This window comes from Sphingopyxis sp. LC363 (assembly GCF_000756385.1).
Classification (GTDB): Bacteria; Pseudomonadota; Alphaproteobacteria; order Sphingomonadales; family Sphingomonadaceae; genus Sphingopyxis.
Genome location: NZ_JNFC01000022.1, coordinates 18,931 through 37,813 on the forward strand (window position 1 = coordinate 18,931; position 18,883 = coordinate 37,813).

An 18,883-nucleotide genomic window follows, 5' to 3' on the forward strand; every position below is an offset into this window, starting at 1 on the left:
TTATGGCAACCGGTCTTCTTGCTGCACCGGCATCGACACCGTGTTTCCGCTGACCGACGGCCGCTCGGGCCGCTTCGCGACCGCGATCACCAGCCCGATCAAAGCGACGATGCCGCCGGTGATCGACAGCGCCGCCCAATGATAATTTTCGAATACGGTCGAAAAACCCATCGCGATGATCGGGATCAGCACGCTCGACCAGGCCGCCTGCCCCGGCCCAACCGCGCGTATGACGTTGAAATAGAGCGGAAAGGTCACCGCGCTCGCGATGATGCCGAGATAGAGCACGCCGCCAAGATAGACGGGCGTGGACTCGATTACCGGCGGGCCCGTGGTGATCCACGCATAGCTGCCGTCGGCGAGTGCGCCGAACAGCATCGCCCAGGCGATCATCACCACCATCGACTGCGCGCGCGCGAAGGCTGTCCCCTGCATGACATTGGCGGTGGAGGCGCTCATCACGCCCGCTAGCGTCAGCGCGGTGCCGAGCAGCACTTCGCCTGCCCCGACGGTTGCGGCGCGATATTCGTGGAGGATCATCAGTCCGACCCCGACGATTGCGATCCCCGCCCCTGCCAGGAAGCGTCCTTCGAGCGGCGTCTTCAGAAAGGCGCGCCCGAGCAAGGTGTTGGGCACGATCAGCAACGCGAAGAGCACCGCGACAAGGCCCGAGGCTATGTGCTGTTCGGCGCGATAGACGAAGTTGAAGTTCAGTGCGAACTGCGCGGCACCGAGCACTGCGGCAAAGGCCATCGCGCGGGGGCCGATCCATATCGGCTCGCGCCGCATCGCGGCAAAGACGAACATCGCGATCGCCGCAACGGCGAAACGATAGGTCACCGACCAGCTCGGCGGAACGACGCCGAGCTGTCCCTTGATGACGATCCACGTCGACCCCCAGATCAGCGTGACCAGCGCAAAGGGCAGTAGGACGCGCGGGCTGAGCAGCGTCGGCTGCTCGCCGCTCATAGCGCGCCGATCGCCGCCGCCAGCGGCGCGACGGCTTCGGCGTCCTGATCCCAGCTGACGACGAGGCGCGCCGCGCCTTCGCCCCAGTCGTAGAAGTCGAACCCGGCCCCGCGCAGTTTCGCTGCCTCTTCGGCGGTCATCCGCACAAACAGCTCGTTCGCCTCGACCGGATACATCAGCCGGCTGCCGCACGCCGCCGCCAGCTTCGCCGCGCCGGCATTGGCGGCGCGCGCGTTGGCCAGCCACAGATCGTCCTTCAGCATCGCGCGAATCTGCGCCGCGACGAAGCGCCCCTTGCTGAGCAGATGCCCGCCGCGCTTCTTGAGCTCGCGCACTCCGGCGCCGCCGCTGCCGCCGAAAAAGACGATCGCTTCAGCCATCATCGCGCCATTTTTGGTGAAGCCGAACGACAGCGCATCGACTCCGGCGCGCCATGTGACGTCGGCGGGCGCGCAGCCGAGAAAGGCGACGGCATTGGCGAAGCGCGCGCCGTCCATGTGGAGCTTCAGCCCCTTGCCCTTCGCGATCGCGCTGATCTCTCCGATCTCGTCGGCGCGCCAGGCCAGCCCATATTCGGTCGCGTTGGTGATGCTGACCGCCGCCGGTTGGACCTGATGCACGTCCTGCCGGATTCCCGCGATCCGCGCTTTCAGCGCGGCGGCGTCGATCTTCGCGCCGCGCCCCGGTAGCGGCATCAGCTTCGCGCCGCCCGAATAGAAGGTCGGCGCGCCGCATTCGTCGACCTCGATATGCGCTTCCTCGTAGCAGAGAATGCCCTGCCACGGCCGCACGAAATGCGCGAGGATGATGCTGTTCGCCGCGGTCCCCGTCGGGATCCACACGACCTCGCAATCCGTCTCGAAAAGCTCCGAAAAAGCCGCGTCGAGCGACTGACTGAGCGCGTCGCCGTCATAGGCCGTATCGACCCGATTCGCGGTGGCCATCGCTTCCATCACTACCGGATGGACGGTTGCGGCATTGTCGGAGAAAAATCGGGTCGCGGTCATGTCTCGCGCCTTAGCGCAGGTGCGCGCCGCTTGCTAACCCCTCATTTTCGCGGCGCTTCGTTGGCGTCAAATGCCGAGCGAATCCGCGCAGTCGAAAGCCGAAGCGAGCTTTTCGCGGAAGCCCGAAACGTCCGATCCCACATCGACGAGCACGGCATCACCTATCGCGCCCGCATCGAGCCGCTCGTGGAGCGCGATGGACAGCGAATCCTCGGTGAACAAGTCGCCGACGAAGCGATTATGCGCCACGAAACCCAGCCGCTCCGGCGTCGATTCGATCACCACTGCGCGCCACGCGGGGCCATAGCTCGCCTTTGCCCACAGCTGCGTCCCGACGGGAAGCGCGCGCGTCGGCTTGCCCGTCACCACCGCGACGTTGATCATCGTACGATCGGCATCGTTGAAGGCCTGCCGGATCTCGATCGAACCCCCGCCGAATCGCGCGGTGCAATCGCCCGCGGCGCGCTCCACATAGCCGAGGTCGGCATAGGAGGCATCGTTGAACGCAGGCGTCAGGCTGGCGGCCGCCAGCAAAAGGGAGAACATGGACCAAGGCTCCTGTCGCAGCCGGGCCCGTTCCCGGCCGCCTTATTGACCCTGTTTCGCGAGCAGTTTCAAGCGCAAGGCGTTGAGTTTGATGAAGCCCGCCGCATCCTTCTGGTCATAGGCGCCGGCATCGTCCTCGAAGGTCACATGGCGTTCGCTGTAGAGGCTGAACGGCGACTTGCGGCCGACGACGCTCGCATTGCCCTTGTAGAGCTTGAGGCGGACGGTGCCGGTGACGTTCGTCTGGCTGTGGTCGATCGCGGCCTGCAGCATCTCGCGCTCGGGCGCGAACCAGAAGCCGTTGTAGATGAGTTCGGCATATTTCGGCATCAGCTCGTCCTTGAGGTGCGCAGCGCCGCGGTCGAGCGTGATGCTTTCAATTCCGCGATGCGCGCGCGCATAGATTTCGCCGCCGGGCGTCTCGTACATGCCGCGCGACTTCATGCCGACGAAGCGGTTCTCGACGAGATCGAGGCGGCCGATGCCATGCTTGCGGCCAAGGTCGTTCAATGCCGCGAGCAGCGTCGCGGGCGACATCGCCTGACCGTTCAGCGCGGCGCCGTCACCCTTCTCGAAATCGATCGTGATATATTCAGGCGTGTCGGGCGCGTCCTCGGGATTGACCGTGCGCGAATAGACATAGTCGGGCGTCTCTTCCCACGGATCCTCGAGCACCTTGCCTTCGGACGAGGTGTGGAGGAGATTCGCGTCGGTCGAGAAGGGGCTTTCGCCGCGCTTGTCCTTGGGCACCGGGATCTGGTTCTTCTCGGCGAAGTCGATCAGCGCGGTGCGGCTGGTCAGATCCCATTCGCGCCACGGCGCGATCACCTTGATGTCGGGGTTGAGCGCATAGGCGCTGAGTTCGAACCGCACCTGATCATTGCCCTTGCCCGTCGCGCCGTGCGCGACCGCATCGGCGCCGGTTTCCTTCGCGATCTCGACGAGGCGCTTCGAAATCAGCGGGCGCGCGATCGAGGTACCGAGCAGATAATCGCCTTCATAGCGAGCGTTGGCGCGCATCATCGGGAAGACGAAATCGCGGACGAATTCCTCGCGCAGATCGTCGATATAGATGTGCTCGGGCTTGATCCCCATCAGTTCGGCCTTGGCACGCGCGGGTTCGAGTTCCTCGCCCTGCCCGAGGTCGGCGGTGAAGGTCACCACCTCGCAGCCATAGGTGACCTGCAGCCACTTCAGGATGACGCTGGTATCGAGGCCGCCCGAATAGGCGAGGACGACGCGCTTGAAGGACTCGGACATGATGCACCTTTGGCGAGGGAAGACGCGGGCGCGGCTAGCAGTCCGCCGTCCAAGGTGCAACCGGCTTGGCGCCCCGTCGCGCGCAAGCTATCGTCACGCCCGGGAGAAGCGCCATGGCCAAAGCCGAAATCAAGACCAGGGCGACCGAGGTTTCGGTCGCCGATTTCATCGCCGCGGTGCCCGACGCGAGGCGCCGCGAGGAAGCGGCCATCGTCGATGCGATCCACCGCCGCGTCACCGGCCTGCCGCCCAGGATGTGGGGTCCGTCGATCATCGGCTATGGCAGCTACGACTATGTCTATGACAGCGGCCATTCGGGGACGATGTGCCGCGCCGGCTTCTCACCCCGCAAGGCCGCGATGACGCTCTATCTGATGGGCCATTATTGCGACCGCCAGCCCGAAGCCGACGCGCTGTTCGCAAAGCTCGGCAAGCACAAGACGGGCAAATCCTGCCTCTACATCAACAAGCTCGCCGATGTGGATTTGGCGGTTCTCGAACAGCTCGTGGCGCTGAGCTGGGATGTCATGAACGAACGCTATCCGGCATAGCCTCGCTCCGCCTCGCCCATATAATCGCGGGTCAGCGGTAGCGCGTGGCGGCTGCGCGCGAACTGGATCTGGTAATTGCCCATCCCGCCGCTCTCGAACGCCGATGTCGCGCCGGCGAGATAGAAGCACCACATGCGAAAGAAGCGAACGCCCATCATCCGGACGATCTCGTCTTCATGCGCGAGCGTCCGCGCATACCATTGGCGCAGGGTCAGCGCGTAATGGAGCCGTAGCGTCTCGATGTCGGTCGCGATCAGCCGGCTCTTTTCGCTCGCCGCCAGCGTCTCGCTCAATGCCGGAATATAACCGCCGGGGAAGATATATTTGCGCGTGAAGGCGTCGGTCGATCCCGGCCCTCCGAAGCGCCCGATCGTGTGGAGCAGCATCACCCCGTCGGCGGTCATCAAATTGGCCGCGGCGCGAAAGAAAGTCTCGAAATTGAGTGCGCCGACATGCTCGAACATGCCGACCGACACGATGCGGTCGAACCCGCCCTCCTCGCGCGCGGCGAGGTCGCGATAGTCGATCAATTCAAACGTCACCCGGTCGGCGACGCCGGCCGCCGCCGCGCGCTGGCGCGCGAGCGCGAGTTGCTCTTCCGATAGCGTGATCCCGAGCACATCGACCCGTTCGAGCTTGGCGAGCGTGATCGCCATCCCGCCCCAGCCGCAGCCGATATCGAGCACCCGCTGCCCCGGCGCGAGCGCAAGCTTGGCGGCGATATGCGCCTTTTTCGCGGCCTGCGCCTCTTCCAGCGTCATGTCCGGCCGCGACCAATAGGCGCAGCTATATTGCATGTCCTCGTCGAGGAAGAGGCGGTAGAGATTGTTGCCGATGTCGTAATGATGCTTGACGTTCGCGCGCGAGCGGCGCTGGCGGTTTATCGAGCCAATCCGCGTTTTTACCCATTCGGCGCGCCGGCCCAGCCACGTCTTGTCGTGCAGCTTCGCGCCGCGGTCCCACGGCGTGTTCGAGCGAACGAGCGCGACGAACTCCATGATGTCGCCCTCCACCAGTTCCATCTCGCCATCCATGAACGCTTCGGCCGCGCCGAGGCGCGGATCGAGGAGGATGCGGCGCATCCCCCTCCGGCTGGTGAAGCGGATCGTGACGTTGGAAAAGCCCTCGGCCGGCTGGCCATATTCCTCGCGCGCGCCATCGGGCATGACGACGGTCAGCCGTCCGTGACGAATGATCCGGGAGAGAAACGGACTCAGAATCGACATATGTTATGCGCCGAATATTTGCACCGCGAGGGGGTCCAGGTCAAATTCCGGCATACCATTCATAATCGACGCGGTCCTCCCAATAACCGCCCTTGCCCGCGCCGATAGCATCGAGACTCGCGACCGCTTCGATCGCGTTGACATATTTGGCGTGCTTGTAACCCAACTGGCGCTCGATGCGCAGGCGCAGCGGGGCGCCGTTGGCGATCGGCAGCACGGCATCATTGAGCGCCCAGGCAAGGATCGTCTGCGGATGGCGCGCGTCGATCATGTCGCAGCTTTCATAATAGAGCGCGTCGCCAATCCGATCGGCACAGCGGAATACGATATAGCGCGCGCCGTCCCGCACGCCCGCCGCATCGAGAATCCGGTGAAGCTGCACACCCGTCCACTGCCCGATCGCGCTCCACCCCTCGACGCAGTCGTGGCGCGTGATCTGCGTGCGCTGCGGCATCGCGCGAATGTCGGCCATCGACAGCGACAGCGGGCGCGCGACGAGGCCCGAGACCTTGACGCGCCAGTCCACGAAAGCGTTCGCGGCATGTGCGGCATAAACCGCCCCGGCGGGGAGGCGCGTGCCGTTCGGCCGGAAAAAGGGCGACAGGTCGGCGCGGCCGAATTCGCGCGCGAGCGCGTCGCGGTCGATCAGCGCGCGCTGGCTCGCGCGGTTCATCTCCTCGCCCATCGCCAGGATCTTGCGCACGGCGGGCGCGTCGTTGATCGCGTCGCAGCCCGCGAGCAGCGGCAGCGTCCCCGCCGCGGCGACCATTCCGCCGGCGCGGGCGATCAACTGGCGGCGCGGGAGGATGATGTCGCTCATGCGCGCCCGTCCTTCGCCGGCGGCAGGCGGAACCAGCCGGTGACCATCGAGCGAAGCTCGTTGACCGGCCCTGCGAGCAGCACCATCGCAATGTGGACGATAAAAAAGGCTACGAGCGCCCAGGCGGTGATGAAGTGGATCGAGCGCGCCGACTGGCGCCCGCCGAAGATATCGAGCAACCACGGCCACGCCGCGTTCATACCGGGCGACATGGTGAGCCCCGTCGCGATCATCAGCGGCAGCGCGATGAAGATGACGCCGATATAGCTGAGCTTTTGCAGGATGCCGTAGCGCGCCGCGGCTTCGCCTTTCGGAAAACGAAGCCGCGCATGCTCCTTCACATCGTGCCAGATATGGCGCGGCGACCATTCGGCGCGGCGGACGTGCAGGTCCTTGCGCAGATGTCCGCCGAGAAGCGTCCAGAGCATATAGAGCGCGAGCCCGACCGAGAGTAGCCACGCGAATAGCAGGTGCCAGCGCCGCCCGTCGGCGAGGCTGTAGCTCGTCGGGATCGTCGCCCAGCCCGGAAAAGCCCAGGTCTTTGTCGTCCCTTGCGCGTCGGTCCATCGGCCGAGCACGCCCGTCGTGTCGATCTTCCAGTCGCCGACCCGCAAATATCCCGCGTCGGCGGTCGAGCCGATCACCAGCCAGGCCCGATCGAAATTGGCGCCATATTCGCCCCAATAGAGGCGCGGGTGCGCATTGAAGATCATCAGCCCGCTCATCAGAAGGACGAGCAGGGTGACCGCATTGACCCAATGCCAGATGCGCGTCGGCAGCCGGTGGCGATAGACGCGCACCGGCTCCGGCTTTTCGGGAGCGACGGGAGTTTCAGCCTTGGCCATGGTCCCGGTTCGCTCCTGTCCTTCAATCGGTTACGCGACGACCTCCGCCGCATATTCGCCGCGATAATGGTTGCGCAAGCTCACCTTGTCGATCTTTTCGCTGCCGAGCTTGGGTAGCGCGTCGTTCGACATCCAGATCTTGCACGGCACCTTGTACGGCGCGAGGCGCGCGCTGAGAAAGGCGACCAGATCGTCGGCGGTCACGCTGCTGCCCGGCTTCATCCACACCACCGCGCCGACACATTCGCCGAGCCGCTCGTCGGGAAGCCCGAACACCGCGCATTCGTTCGCCTCGGGATGCTCGTAAATCGCCGCCTCGACTTCCTGACAGCTGATATTCTCGCCGCCGCGAATGATGATGTCTTTCTTGCGATCGACGATGAACAGATAGCCGTCCTCGTCGAGATAGCCGAGGTCGCCCGAACGGAAATAGCCATTGTCGAAGAAGGCCGCCTTCGTCGCCGCCTCATTGTTCCAATAGCCCTCGAAATTGGCGACCGACCGGATGCAGACCTCGCCCACGCCCCCCTGCGGCACCGGTTCGCCATTGTCGTCGAGGATCGCAAGATCGACGAGCGGCTTCGACGCCGGTCCCGTCGACAGCGGCTTGTCGACATAATTCTCGTTGATGATGCCGCAGCCGACCGCATTGGTTTCGGTCAGGCCGTAACCGAGCAGCGGTTTCGCTTCACCCATCTCCGACGCAAGACGCCGCACATGTTCGGGCGGACGCGGCGCGCCGCCGCCGGCGTAGCTCTTGCACGTCGACAAATCGTAGTTCTTGCGGTTCGGGCTGACGAGAATCTCATAGCTCATCAGCGGAACGCCGACGAAATAATTGACCTTCTCGTCCTGGATGAGCCGCATCGCCTCGTCCGCATTCCACTTGGGCATCAGAACGAGCTTGCGCCCGATCGCGATGCTCTGAAGGAACACCGGAATTTCCGCGGTGACGTGAAACAGCGGGGTGCAGATCAGCGTCGCGGGCTGGATGTCCGACATCAGCCCGTCCTGCGTGAGCAGATGGACGATGCTCGCGGTTTGCGTCACATAGTTGAAGATCGCCTGCACCACCGCATGATGGCGCGAATAGGCGCCCTTCGACTGGCCGGTCGAACCGGAGGTGAAGAGGATCGTCGCCAGATCGTCGCCGGTGAGAGCGGGCAATGCCGTCCCGGCGCCGCCCGCGCTCGTGATCGGGGCGATCGCTTCGTCGATCGGCTTTGAAAGATCGAGCGTGATGACCTTTGCGCCATGGCTGACGCCCGGCTCCGCAAGCCGCGCCGCGCGCTGGACGTCGGCGATGACCAGCTTCGCTTCGGCATCCTCGATGCCCGCGGCGAGCTCACCGCCCTGCCACCAGCCGTTGAGCAGCGTCGCGCAGCCGCCCGCCATCAACACGCCGAGGTAGGAGACGCACCAGGCATTGGCGTTGCGCATCGCGATGCCGACGCGGTCGCCCCGCTCGACGCCATGCCCTTCGACGAGCGCCGCGGCGACCTTGCGCGCGGCGGCATAGACCTGTTTGAAGCTCAGTCGTTCGTCGCCCTCGACCAGAAAGGTCGCGTCGCCATGCTGCGCACAAAAAAAGGCGACATAGTCGGCCAGATTCGTCGGCGCATTGGCGATGACGGGCAGCTCGCGGCCAAAGCGTTCGACGGATCCGACCTGGATCGGCCCGCCCGGACCGGTGATCAGATTATAGGCGGCTTCCAGGCGCAAATCGAGCGCAGATGGCATCGTGTATCTCTCCTCTTGGTCTCGCTCGCCTTACCCCTTATGGGGAGGCCTCTCCTGGGGAAGGACAGCGCGACGATATGTTTCTTTTTGCAACCTTAGCCGAAGCAACGCAATATCTTAACTTTCAGGATTTGATGGGACCGAACAGCGAGATCGCGTTCAGCGTCTTCGGCCTCCCCATCCGCTGGTATGCGCTCGCTTATCTCGCCGGTATTTTCGTCGGTTACTGGTATCTGTTGAAGCTGATCGCGCAGCCCGGCGCGCCGATGGCGCGGCGCCATGCCGATGACATGATCTTCTATGCGATGCTCGGGATCATCCTCGGCGGCCGGCTCGGCTATGTGCTCTTCTACAACCTCGGCAACTATATCCAGAAGCCCCTCGAAATCTTCAAATTGTGGGACGGCGGCATGTCGCTCCACGGCGGCGTGATCGGCGTGCTGGTCGCGATCTGGTATGTGACGAAGAGGGAAAAGCTCAGCTTCCTGCGCTTTTGCGACTATATCGCCTGCGTCGTCCCCTTCGGCCTCTTCTTCGGCCGCCTCGCCAATTTCGTGAACGGCGAGCTGTGGGGCCGCGCGACGACCGTGCCGTGGGCGATCATCTTTCCGGGCAGCGGCACGATGGACCCGCGCCACCCAAGCCAGCTTTACGAAGCGGGCCTCGAAGGGATCGTGATGATGGCCGTCCTCGCTTTCTTCTTCTGGCGCACCGATGCGCGCTACAAGCCCGGCTTTCTGTTCGGCATGGCGGCGATCATCTATGGCCTCAGCCGTTTCGCGGTCGAGTTCGTGCGCGAGCCCGACGTCCAGCTCGGCACCTTGTCGTGGGGGCTGACGATGGGGCAGACGCTGACCATCCCGATGCTTCTCGCCGGCGCATGGCTCGTCGCGACCGCGAAGGGGCGCCGCCAGCGCGTCGAACCGGTCGCCGGACTCGACAGCGTTGCGTGACGGGCCGCCGAACCCCGAGCAGCTGATCGGCGACATCGCGGCGGCGCGAGCAATGACCGTTGCCGACTATATGGCGGCCGCAAACGCGCATTATTATGCGACGCGCGACCCGCTCGGCGCCGCGGGCGATTTCACGACGGCGCCCGAAATCAGCCAGATGTTCGGCGAGATGGTCGGTATCTGGATCGCCGACCTGTGGTCGCGCGCGGGCAGCCCGGCGTTTCGCTATGCCGAACTCGGCCCCGGGCGCGGCACGCTTGCCGCCGATGCGCTGCGCGCGATGGCACGTTTCGGCTGCACGCCGCAGGGCGTCCATCTCGTCGAGACGAGCCCGGCGCTGCGCGCCGCGCAGTCGGCGCGCCTGCCGGCGGCGACGCACCACGGCGGCATCGCCGACCTGCCGGGCGAAGACGCGATCGTCATCGTCGCCAATGAATTTTTCGACGCGCTGCCAGTGCATCAATATGTCCGCGCCGTCGACGGCTGGCGCGAGCGCATGGTCGAGAGGGTCGACGGCAAATTTACGGCGGTGCCCGGTGCCGCCCCTGCCGACGATCATATCCCGGTGGCGCTGCGCGGCCGTGGCGAAGGGGATATCGTCGAAACCGCCCCCGCATCGGCCGCGATCATGCAGGGCTGCGCCTTTCGGCTCGCGCGTCACGGCGGCGCGATGCTGGTGATCGACTATGGCTATCGGGGGCCCGCCGCAGGCGACACGCTGCAGGCGGTGAAGGCGCATCGATTCGCCGATCCCTTTTCCGACCCCGGCGAGGTCGACCTCACCGCCCATGTCGATTTCACGCCGCTCGCGCACGCGGCGCGGCGCGGCGGAGTCGTGGTGACCGGCCCCGTCGGCCAGGGCGCATGGCTGCAGGCGATGGGCATCGACGCGCGGTTGCACGCGCTCGCGAGTGCGGCACCCGACCGCGCCGAAGAACTGAAGGCGCAGCGCGACCGGCTCGTCGAGCCGCAAGCGATGGGCGAATTGTTCAAGGTCATGGCCGCCACCGCCCCCGGCTGGCCGCGACCCCAAGGGTTCGGGGCGATCGAGGAACCGGCATGACGACCATCACCCTGGCCCGCGACGAGGACGTCGGCGAGCTGACCCTGTTCGCGAGCACGGCCTTCACCCACACCTTCGGGCATATCTACGACCCCGCCGATCTTGCGGCCTTCCTCGCCGGCTGGAACCCGCCCGAACGCATCCGCGACCAGATCGCCGATCCCGGCTGGGCGATTGCCCTGGCCCATGACGACGCTGGCGCGATCGCCGGCTTCATAAAAATGGGCCCGATCGATTTCGACCTTCCCGAAGGCCAGCCGGGCGAAGATGCGACCGAACTCCACCAGCTCTATGTCGGAGAAGCCGCAAAGGGCACCGGCATCGCCGTGGCGCTGATGGACTGGGGCATCGAATGGGCCCGCGCGCGCGCGTCGATCCTCTATCTTTCGGTCTTCACGGAAAATCCGCGCGCGCAGGCCTTTTACCGTCGCTACGGTTTCGTCGACGTCGGCCGCAACGCCTTTCGCGTCGGCAATCATGTCGACGAGGACCGCATCTTCCGGCTCGACCTGTGACCGCGCCTTTCGTTACCGCACCCACGCTGGACGGCATCGCGCACGGTTTCTTCGGCCGCCGCGGCGGCGTGTCCGCTGGCGAGCTCGCCTCGCTCAACTGCGGACTCGGGTCGGGCGACGATCCGGCGCTGATCGCCGAAAACCGGCAACGCGTCGCCGATGCCGCGCTGCCCGATGCGACGCTCACCGGCCTCTATCAGGTCCATGGCAATCGCTGCGTGATCGTCGATGAGAGCAACGATCTCGCCGCACGCCCCGAAGCCGACGCTCATGTCACGCGTACCTCCGGCATCCTGCTCGGCATATTGACCGCGGACTGCGTCCCCGTCCTCTTCGCCGACCGCGACGCCGGCGTCGTCGGCGCGGCGCACGCGGGTTGGAAAGGCGCGCTCGCCGGAATCACCGACGCGACGCTGGACGCGATGGAAGGCCTCGGTGCTCGCCGCACCCATATCGCCGCCGCGATCGGCCCCTGCATCGGCCGCGCCTCCTACGAGGTCGACGATGGCTTCGTGCAGCGCTTCGTCGGCGACGATCCCGCGAACGAACGCTTCTTCGCCGCGGGCAAGCCCGGCCACGCGATGTTCGACATCGCCGCCTATGTCGCTGCGCGGCTCGCCGCGGCGGGCGTCACGCGAATTGCCATCGGCGGGCAGGACACCTATGCCTTGCCCCAGGATTATTTCAGCTATCGTCGCGCGTGCCACAAAGGCGAAAACAGCTATGGCCGTCAATTGTCGGTGATCGGACTGAGGTAGCACACACTCACCCCGTCATCCCGGCGGAGGCCGGGAGCTCGTGGTCGCAACATGACGCACCGGCGAGATCCCGGCCTTCGCCGGGATGACGGGGTGACAGGGACGGAAGAGGGGGAAGGATGACGCGCACGCGCTGGTTGGGCTTGATCGGCGGCTTCGTCGTCTTCTGCATCATGCTTCTGCTCCCGGCCCCCGCCGGAATGGAAATGACCGCTTGGCGCGTCGCGGCGCTGACCGTGCTGATGGCGATCTGGTGGATGACCGAGGCGCTGCCGCTCACCGTCACCGCGCTCCTCCCCTTCCTCACCGTGCCCGCCTTCGGCGTGATGGACGCCAATGCCATCGCGAAGGAATATTATTCGCCGATCCTGTTCCTGATCCTCGGCGGCGCCTTCCTCGCGCTCGCGATCGAGCGCGTCGGGCTGCACCAGCGCCTCGCGCTCGCGCTGCTCAAGCGCGCTTCGCCGACGGCATCGGGCCTGCTCTTCGCCTTCATGGCGGCGACCGCACTGCTCAGCATGTTCATCTCGAACACCTCGACGACGCTCATCATGATCCCGATCGCGCTCGCGGTCGTGCGCGCGGGCGGGGTGCAGGACGGCGAGACCGACGGCTTTGCGGGCGCGGTGATGATGGGCATCGCCTTTGCCGCCTCGCTCGGCGGACTCGGAACGCTTGTCGGCAGCCCGACCAACGCGATCGCCGCGGGGCTGATCGAAAAGGCGCTCGACCTGCGCATCTCCTTCCTCGACTGGGCAATCTATGGCGTGCCGATCGTTTTGCTGTCGGTCCCGATCGCGATGTGGACCCTCACGCGCGTCCAGCGGCTCGCCGAGCATCCCTTCGACGGCACCGCCGCGGCGACCGCGCTCGGCAATCAGGCGATCTGGTCGACCGCCGAGCGCCGCGTCGTCCCGATCTTCCTTCTCGTCCTTATCGCATGGATCGCGCAGCCCTGGCTCGAACCGATGCTGCCCGACGGCGCGCTCACCGACGGCACGATCGCCGTCGCGGGCAGCCTGCTGCTCTTCATTCTTCCCGACGGCACCGGCCGCCCGCTCCTCCTGTGGAAAGAGGCCGACCGCGCGCCGTGGGGCGTCATCATGATGTTCGGCGGCGGCCTCGCGCTCGCCGCCGCGATCACCGCGAGCGGCCTTGCCGCCTGGCTCGGCGCGGTGCTCGCGCCGCTCGGCAGCGTGCCGACGATCCTGCTCGCCGCGACGATCGTCGCGCTGACCATCCTGATCACCGAATTCGCGAGCAATGTCGCGACCGCGAGCGGGATCATGCCCGTGCTAGCGGCGCTGATCGCCGCGACGGGGGTCGACCCCATATTGCTCGCGCTTCCCGTTGCGATGGCCGCGAGCTGGGGCTTCATGCTGCCGTCGGGAACCGGCCCCAATGCACTCGCCTGGGCGACGGGGCATATCGCGCTGCCGCGCATATTGAAGGCGGGGCTTGCGCTCGACATCATCGGCGTTCCGTTGCTGATCGGGGTGATCTGGGCCATCGCCATGATCGGGTGACCCGCGCAATATAGTTTCAAACGAAACTTGGCGCGCTATAAGGGCCGCCCGATTCAAGGAGCATCCCATGGCCATGCGCGGCAAACCCAAGACGAACAGCAAGAAGATCGGCGACAAGGACCTCAGCCCCGCAACGCTGATGATGGGACTCGGCTACGACCCGGTGCTGTCCGAAGGTTCGCTGAAGCCGCCGATCTTCCTGACCTCGACCTTCGCCTTCGAAAGCGCGGCGGCGGGCAAGCGCTTTTTCGAGCATATCACCGGCAAGCGCGAAGGGCCCGCCGACGGCCTCGTCTATTCGCGTTTCAACGGCCCGAACCAGGAAATCCTCGAGGATCGCCTCGCGGTCTGGGACGGCGCCGACGACAGCCTCGTCTTTTCGAGCGGCATGTCGGCGATCGCCACCCTGCTCCTCGCGCTCGTCGGCCAGAATGACGTGATCGTCCATTCGGGCCCGCTCTATGCCGCGACCGAAACGCTGATCGCGCGTATCCTGTCGCGCTTCGGCGTCAGCTTCGTCGACTTCCCGGCCGGCGCGACGCGCGAGGAAATCGACGCGATCCTCGCCCGGGCCAAGACGCTGGCCGACGAAAAGGGCGGCAAGGTCGCGCTCGTCTATCTCGAAAGCCCGGCGAACCCGACCAACGCGCTCGTCGATGTCGAAGCCGTCCGCGCGGCGCGCGACGCCGCCTTCCCCGGCGAGGCGAAACCCGCGATCGCGATCGACAATACTTTCCTCGGCCCGCTGTGGCAAAAGCCGCTGAAACAAGGGGCCGAACTCGTCGTCTACAGCCTCACCAAATATGCCGGCGGCCACTCGGACCTCGTCGCCGGCGGCGTATCGGGCGATCAGGCGCTGATCAACGCGATCCGCCCGATGCGCAACACGATCGGCACGATCTGCGATCCCAACACCGCATGGATGCTGCTGCGCAGCCTCGAAACGCTCGAACTCAGAATGAGCCGCGCGGGCGAGAACGCGCTGAAGGTCTGCACCTTCCTCCGCGACCATCCCAAGGTCGAAGGGCTGGGCTATCTGGGCTTCATCACCGATCCGCGTCAGAAAGACATCTACGACCGCCACTGCACCGGCGCCGGATCGACCTTCTCGCTCTTCATCGAGGGCGGCGAGGCCGAAAGCTTCCGCTTCCTCGACGCGCTCAAGATCGCGAAGCTCGCGGTCAGCCTCGGCGGCACCGAGACACTCGCGAGCCATCCTGCGGCGATGACCCACCTGTCGGTCCCCGACGAGCGCAAGAAAGCGCTGGGCATCACCGACAATCTCGTGCGCGTGTCGATCGGGATCGAGGATGCCGACGACCTGATCACCGACTTCGCGCAGGCGCTCGACGCGGTCTAAAGACCGCGCCGCGCGCGCCAGTCGACCACCTGCCAGCCCATTTTCGGCGCGAGCAGTTTGAGCCTACGCGACGGCGTCGTGGCGACCGCCTCGTCGGCAAAATACAGCATTGGGTGGTCCGAGACATGATCCGAATAGGCGCGCACATGCGCCGCCTCGCGCGTGATGTCATTCGCGGCGAGCCAGTCGGAAATGCGGGCGAATTTTGCATCGCCATAGCAATTTTCGCCGGCAAGGCGCGCGTGGATGTGGTCGGCGCCGTCGGGCTCGTCGAGCCGCGTCGCGAGCACGTCGTCGATCCCCAGCCGCCGCGCGATCGCGTCGACATAGAGATGGAAGGACGCCGTCGCGAGCAGCAGCCGGTATCCCGCCTCGCGGTCGGCGGCGATCTGGTCGAGCGCCGCGGGGTGTAATCCCCTCGCCACCACCTTGTCGGCATAGCTTTCGGCAAGCGGCGCGATCTCGGCGCGGCGAAAACGCTTTCCCACCAGCAGCCGGAGGTTGATCGCCTTCAGCCGCGACCGGTCGATCAGGCGCAGCGACCAGGCCGCGCCCGCCAGGCCGACGAGTGGCAGGAGCAAGAGCCGCCATTGCTGCCGCCGCCGCGCAACATGGATGAGGAACCCGCTGTAAGTCCCTGAACGCGTTATCGTCCGGTCCATGTCGTACACGGCGACGCGGTGGGCATAATCGGGAATGGCGGTGACAAGCGGATCGTCCATCCCCGTTCCTTAGTCGGGCGACTTGGCACCGCCAAGACATCGTAAGCTACACCATGGATTTGCTTGCCGTTATGGGTCAAATAATACAATGTCGCCCGTACGATGGTGGCCAGGGCGGATTTCGAACATAGCGATGGAGCTGACGGCGCCGAAGTCCGCTTCACAGGCCGACTGACGCTCGCCCGTCTGGGCGACGTGCCCGCGCGGCTCGACGCGCTCGGTGCGATCGCGACGCTGGACCTGTCGGCGATCGACCGGATCGATACGGTCGGCGCGTGGATCGTGACGCGCACCGCCAAGGAACATGGGTCTCAGGTCGTCGGCGCGAGCGCCGAGGTAAAGCGCCTGCTCGACGCCCTCGCCAGCGACAAGAGCGAATATCGCGTCCACCGCGACCGCCGCCCGGCGTGGATGCGGATGCTCGAACAGGTCGGCACCGCGAGCGTCGCGATCTGGCACGAACTGCTCGGCATCATCGGCTTTTTCGGCGCGATGATCGTCGCCCTTTTCAATCAGATTCGCGCGCGCCGCCGTCTGCGCTGGAACGCGATCGTCACGCGCTTCCAGACCGTCGGCGTCGACGCGCTGCCGATCATCGGCCTGATGAGTTTCCTGATCGGCATCGTCATCGCGCAGCAGGGCGCGGTACAGCTCGAACAATTCGGGCTCGAGGTGTTCACGATCAATCTCGTCGGCCGCGCCTCGATCCGCGAACTCGGCCTGTTGATGACCGCGATCATGGTCGCCGGCCGCTCGGGCTCGGCCTTTGCCGCACAGATCGGCACAATGAAGCTGACCGAAGAGGTCGATGCGATGCGCACCATCGGGGTCTCGCCGATGGAAGCGATCGTGCTGCCGCGCGTCGCGGCGTCGACGATCACCATGCCCTTGCTCGGCTTTTACGCCAGCCTCTGCGCGATCGCGGGCGGCGGCCTTTTCTGCTGGGTCGGGCTCGACATCCCGCCGCTCACCTATATCCAGCGTCTGCGCGAAATCATCCCGATGACCGATTTCTGGATCATGCTGATCAAGGCGCCGGTGTTCGGCGTCCTGATCGGCGTTACCGGATGCTATGAAGGTATGCAGGTGCGCCAGAACGCCGAAGAGGTCGGGCAGCGGACGACCTCCGCAGTTGTCGCCGCGATCTTCCTCGTCATCGTCCTCGACGCGATGTTCGCCGTCTTCTTCTCGTCGCTGGGATGGAATTGATGGCCGAAGAGACCGATATCGAAATCCGCGAGGAGCTGGCCGCCGCCGACGCCGTGCGGCCCGAGAAGTTCGAGCGCGCCATCTGTATCCGCGGGCTCAAGAACCAGTTCGGCGACGCGGTGATCCACGACGGGCTCGATCTCGACGTGCGCTCGGGCGAGATTCTCGGCGTCGTCGGCGGATCGGGCACCGGCAAGTCGGTGCTGATGCGCTCGATCATCGGGCTGCAAACGCCGGCCGCGGGCGAAATCGAAGTCTATGGCAAGACGCTCGACACGATCGCCGACGAAGAGGAATCGCGCGACCTGCGGCGGCGCTGGGGCGTGATGTTCCAGGGCGGTGCGCTGTTTTCGACGCTGAGCGTCGCGGAAAATATCCAGGTTCCCCTGCGCGAATATTATCCGCGGCTCGACAAGAATCTGCTCGACGAAATCGCCGCCTACAAGGTCGAGATGGTCGGCCTGCCGCCCGATGCCGGACCCAAATATCCAGCCGAGCTGTCGGGCGGGATGGTCAAGCGCGCGGGGCTCGCGCGCGCGCTCGCGCTCGACCCGGCGCTGCTCTTCCTCGACGAGCCGACCGCCGGCCTCGACCCGATCGGTGCCGCCAAGTTCGACGAGCTGATCCGCGAACTCGCCGATACGATGGGCCTCACCGTCTTCCTCATCACGCACGATCTCGACACGCTTTACGCCACTTGCGACCGCGTGGCGGTGCTCGCGGAAAAGAAGGTGATCGCGGTGGGGACCATTCCCGAACTGCTTGCCACCGAACATCCGTGGATACAGGATTATTTCAACGGGCCGCGCGGCCGTGCTGCAGCGGGCGGGAACCAAACCGCGCGCGCGCGATAGGAACAGCTGATGGAAACACGCTCGAACAACGTCCTCGTCGGCGCCTTCGTCCTCCTTTTCACTGCGGCGCTCGCGGTGTTCGTCGTCTGGCTCGCCAATGACAGCGGCGGCACGAAACGCGAATATGACATATTTTTCAAACAGTCGGTCGACGGGCTGAACAAGGGCGCGCAGGTGCAATTCTCCGGCGTGCCGTCGGGACAGGTGCGCGAGATCGCGCTCTGGCCCGACGATCCGCAGTTCGTCCGCGTCCGCATCGAGGTGAACGAAGGGGTGCCGGTGCTCCAGGGTACGACCGCCGCGCTTGAAGGCGTCGGCTTTACGGGCGTGTCGCAGATCTCGCTCGACGGCGCGGTCAAGGGCGCGCCGCCAATCACCGACAAGGGCCCCGCCGGCAAGCCGGTGATCCCGACGCGCGTCGGCGGGCTCGGCGAACTGCTCAACACCGCGCCGCAACTGCTCCAGCGCCTGTCGACGCTCAGCGAGCGTCTCGCGGAACTCGCGAACGACAAGAATCAGGAAAGCTTCGCCAATATATTGAACAATATCGAAGCGACCACCGCGACGCTCGCGCGCAACGGCCCCGCACTCGAACGCGCGCTCGCCGACACGCGCATCGCGGTCCAGCAGGCGGGCCAGGCGGCCGAACAGATCGGCAGCCTCGCCGCCGCGACGCAGGGGACGATCGACCGCAACGTCGACCCGGCGATGCGCAACCTGCGCGACACGCTTGCGTCGGCGAACGAATCGATGAAGACGCTCGAAGGGGCGATCGCCGATGCGCGGCCCGGTCTCAAGACGTTCAGCGAAACGACGATCCCCGAAACCAACGCGCTGATCCGCGACCTGCGCCGCACTTCCGCTTCGCTGTCGAGCCTGACCGACAAACTCGACCAGCAGGGCGCCGGCGCGCTGCTCGGCGGCAGCAAGCTGCCCGATTACAAGGAATGAGGATGCCC

The 18,883-nt window shown here is 65.6% G+C and carries 19 protein-coding genes; 10 read left to right on the plus strand and 9 right to left on the minus strand.

Annotation, left to right across the window (positions count from 1 at the left end; translation table 11 throughout):
• From FG95_RS09465 to FG95_RS09480, 4 genes are all read right to left on the minus strand, one after another.
• The gene (locus FG95_RS09465) at positions 1-969 is read right to left on the minus strand and encodes a DMT family transporter (protein ID WP_037555503.1); all 969 of its coding nucleotides are present in this window, start codon (positions 967-969) and stop codon (positions 1-3) included.
• The gene (locus FG95_RS09470) at positions 966-1,976 is read right to left on the minus strand and encodes a threonine aldolase family protein (protein WP_037555504.1); all 1,011 of its coding nucleotides are present in this window, start codon (positions 1,974-1,976) and stop codon (positions 966-968) included. Before FG95_RS09470 ends, FG95_RS09465 begins: the two co-directional genes overlap by 4 nt.
• Positions 1,977-2,042: 66 nt before the next feature.
• Positions 2,043-2,522, minus strand: coding sequence for a hypothetical protein (locus FG95_RS09475; protein WP_037555505.1), 480 nt, complete (start codon positions 2,520-2,522; stop codon positions 2,043-2,045).
• Between the two features lie 42 nt (positions 2,523-2,564).
• On the minus strand, positions 2,565-3,782 hold the full coding sequence (locus tag FG95_RS09480) for an argininosuccinate synthase (protein ID WP_037555506.1): 1,218 nt from the start codon (positions 3,780-3,782) through the stop codon (positions 2,565-2,567).
• A gap of 113 nt (positions 3,783-3,895) precedes the next feature.
• Here FG95_RS09480 and FG95_RS09485 point away from each other — a divergent pair, with 113 nt between their 5' ends.
• Complete coding sequence (locus tag FG95_RS09485) at positions 3,896-4,333, plus strand: DUF1801 domain-containing protein (RefSeq protein WP_037555507.1); 438 nt, start codon at positions 3,896-3,898, stop codon at positions 4,331-4,333.
• Here FG95_RS09485 and FG95_RS09490 read toward each other — a convergent pair.
• Genes FG95_RS09490 through FG95_RS09505 form a run of 4 tightly spaced genes read right to left on the minus strand, consistent with a single transcriptional unit; the run spans position 4,321 to position 8,964 of the window.
• Entirely contained in the window at positions 4,321-5,559 is a 1,239-nt protein-coding gene (locus FG95_RS09490; RefSeq protein ID WP_037555508.1) for an SAM-dependent methyltransferase, read from the minus strand. The genes FG95_RS09485 and FG95_RS09490 overlap by 13 nt on opposite strands.
• A gap of 40 nt (positions 5,560-5,599) precedes the next feature.
• Complete coding sequence (locus tag FG95_RS09495) at positions 5,600-6,379, minus strand: molybdopterin-dependent oxidoreductase (protein WP_081933088.1); 780 nt, start codon at positions 6,377-6,379, stop codon at positions 5,600-5,602.
• Positions 6,376-7,224, minus strand: a complete 849-nt coding sequence (locus tag FG95_RS09500) for a cytochrome b/b6 domain-containing protein (protein ID WP_037555509.1) — start codon at positions 7,222-7,224, stop codon at positions 6,376-6,378. The genes FG95_RS09495 and FG95_RS09500 overlap by 4 nt, the downstream gene beginning before the upstream one ends.
• Before the next feature lie 30 nt (positions 7,225-7,254).
• Complete coding sequence (locus FG95_RS09505) at positions 7,255-8,964, minus strand: class I adenylate-forming enzyme family protein (RefSeq protein ID WP_037555510.1); 1,710 nt, start codon at positions 8,962-8,964, stop codon at positions 7,255-7,257.
• Between the two features lie 77 nt (positions 8,965-9,041).
• Here FG95_RS09505 and lgt point away from each other — a divergent pair, with 77 nt between their 5' ends.
• The 6 genes from lgt (at position 9,042) to FG95_RS09535 (ending at position 15,139) form a co-directional block, all read left to right on the plus strand.
• Entirely contained in the window at positions 9,042-9,917 is an 876-nt protein-coding gene (gene lgt / locus FG95_RS09510) for a prolipoprotein diacylglyceryl transferase (protein WP_037555511.1), read from the plus strand.
• A gap of 52 nt (positions 9,918-9,969) precedes the next feature.
• Positions 9,970-10,980 (plus strand): class I SAM-dependent methyltransferase, encoded by a 1,011-nt coding sequence (locus FG95_RS09515; RefSeq protein WP_235211522.1) that lies wholly within the window; start codon positions 9,970-9,972, stop codon positions 10,978-10,980.
• Positions 10,977-11,495, plus strand: a complete 519-nt coding sequence (locus tag FG95_RS09520; RefSeq protein ID WP_037555513.1) for a GNAT family N-acetyltransferase — start codon at positions 10,977-10,979, stop codon at positions 11,493-11,495. The genes FG95_RS09515 and FG95_RS09520 overlap by 4 nt, the downstream gene beginning before the upstream one ends.
• Positions 11,492-12,253 (plus strand): peptidoglycan editing factor PgeF, encoded by a 762-nt coding sequence (pgeF, locus tag FG95_RS09525; RefSeq protein WP_052182260.1) that lies wholly within the window; start codon positions 11,492-11,494, stop codon positions 12,251-12,253. Before FG95_RS09520 ends, pgeF begins: the two co-directional genes overlap by 4 nt.
• A 119-nt stretch (positions 12,254-12,372) precedes the next feature.
• Complete coding sequence (locus tag FG95_RS09530; RefSeq protein ID WP_037555514.1) at positions 12,373-13,779, plus strand: SLC13 family permease; 1,407 nt, start codon at positions 12,373-12,375, stop codon at positions 13,777-13,779.
• A gap of 67 nt (positions 13,780-13,846) precedes the next feature.
• Positions 13,847-15,139, plus strand: coding sequence for a cystathionine gamma-synthase family protein (locus FG95_RS09535; RefSeq protein WP_037555515.1), 1,293 nt, complete (start codon positions 13,847-13,849; stop codon positions 15,137-15,139).
• Here FG95_RS09535 and FG95_RS09540 read toward each other — a convergent pair.
• Complete coding sequence (locus tag FG95_RS09540) at positions 15,136-15,861, minus strand: HAD family hydrolase (protein ID WP_052182261.1); 726 nt, start codon at positions 15,859-15,861, stop codon at positions 15,136-15,138. The two genes, FG95_RS09535 and FG95_RS09540, sit on opposite strands and share 4 nt — an antisense overlap.
• Positions 15,862-15,963: 102 nt before the next feature.
• Between FG95_RS09540 and FG95_RS09545 the strand changes: the two genes are divergently transcribed.
• From FG95_RS09545 to FG95_RS09555, 3 genes are read left to right on the plus strand one after another with little or no spacing between them, the layout of a single operon-like run.
• Positions 15,964-17,070, plus strand: a complete 1,107-nt coding sequence (locus FG95_RS09545) for an ABC transporter permease (RefSeq protein ID WP_037555516.1) — start codon at positions 15,964-15,966, stop codon at positions 17,068-17,070.
• A complete protein-coding gene (locus FG95_RS09550) occupies positions 17,070-17,924 on the plus strand; it encodes an ABC transporter ATP-binding protein (RefSeq protein ID WP_037555517.1) in 855 nt (284 codons plus the stop codon). The genes FG95_RS09545 and FG95_RS09550 overlap by 1 nt, the downstream gene beginning before the upstream one ends.
• 9 nt (positions 17,925-17,933) lie before the next feature.
• Entirely contained in the window at positions 17,934-18,875 is a 942-nt protein-coding gene (locus FG95_RS09555) for an MlaD family protein (protein ID WP_037555518.1), read from the plus strand.
• Positions 18,876-18,883 lie beyond the last annotated feature (8 nt).

Bases quoted from the DNA above. Each gene is read 5' to 3' on its own strand.
- FG95_RS09490 (WP_037555508.1), bottom strand. From the start codon at position 5,559: ATGTCGATTCTGAGTCCGTTTCTCTCCCGGATCATTCGTCACGGACGG.
- FG95_RS09475 (WP_037555505.1), bottom strand. From the start codon at position 2,522: ATGTTCTCCCTTTTGCTGGCGGCCGCCAGCCTGACGCCTGCGTTCAAC.
- lgt (WP_037555511.1), top strand. From the start codon at position 9,042: ATGTTTCTTTTTGCAACCTTAGCCGAAGCAACGCAATATCTTAACTTT.
- FG95_RS09505 (WP_037555510.1), bottom strand. From the start codon at position 8,964: ATGCCATCTGCGCTCGATTTGCGCCTGGAAGCCGCCTATAATCTGATC.
- FG95_RS09520 (WP_037555513.1), top strand. From the start codon at position 10,977: ATGACGACCATCACCCTGGCCCGCGACGAGGACGTCGGCGAGCTGACC.
- FG95_RS09485 (WP_037555507.1), top strand. From the start codon at position 3,896: ATGGCCAAAGCCGAAATCAAGACCAGGGCGACCGAGGTTTCGGTCGCC.
- FG95_RS09540 (WP_052182261.1), bottom strand. From the start codon at position 15,861: ATGGACGATCCGCTTGTCACCGCCATTCCCGATTATGCCCACCGCGTC.
- FG95_RS09515 (WP_235211522.1), top strand. From the start codon at position 9,970: ATGACCGTTGCCGACTATATGGCGGCCGCAAACGCGCATTATTATGCG.
- FG95_RS09465 (WP_037555503.1), bottom strand. From the start codon at position 969: ATGAGCGGCGAGCAGCCGACGCTGCTCAGCCCGCGCGTCCTACTGCCC.
- FG95_RS09530 (WP_037555514.1), top strand. From the start codon at position 12,373: ATGACGCGCACGCGCTGGTTGGGCTTGATCGGCGGCTTCGTCGTCTTC.
- FG95_RS09470 (WP_037555504.1), bottom strand. From the start codon at position 1,976: ATGACCGCGACCCGATTTTTCTCCGACAATGCCGCAACCGTCCATCCG.
- FG95_RS09550 (WP_037555517.1), top strand. From the start codon at position 17,070: ATGGCCGAAGAGACCGATATCGAAATCCGCGAGGAGCTGGCCGCCGCC.
- FG95_RS09480 (WP_037555506.1), bottom strand. From the start codon at position 3,782: ATGTCCGAGTCCTTCAAGCGCGTCGTCCTCGCCTATTCGGGCGGCCTC.
- FG95_RS09535 (WP_037555515.1), top strand. From the start codon at position 13,847: ATGGCCATGCGCGGCAAACCCAAGACGAACAGCAAGAAGATCGGCGAC.
- FG95_RS09495 (WP_081933088.1), bottom strand. From the start codon at position 6,379: ATGAGCGACATCATCCTCCCGCGCCGCCAGTTGATCGCCCGCGCCGGC.
- FG95_RS09500 (WP_037555509.1), bottom strand. From the start codon at position 7,224: ATGGCCAAGGCTGAAACTCCCGTCGCTCCCGAAAAGCCGGAGCCGGTG.
- FG95_RS09555 (WP_037555518.1), top strand. From the start codon at position 17,934: ATGGAAACACGCTCGAACAACGTCCTCGTCGGCGCCTTCGTCCTCCTT.
- FG95_RS09545 (WP_037555516.1), top strand. From the start codon at position 15,964: ATGGTGGCCAGGGCGGATTTCGAACATAGCGATGGAGCTGACGGCGCC.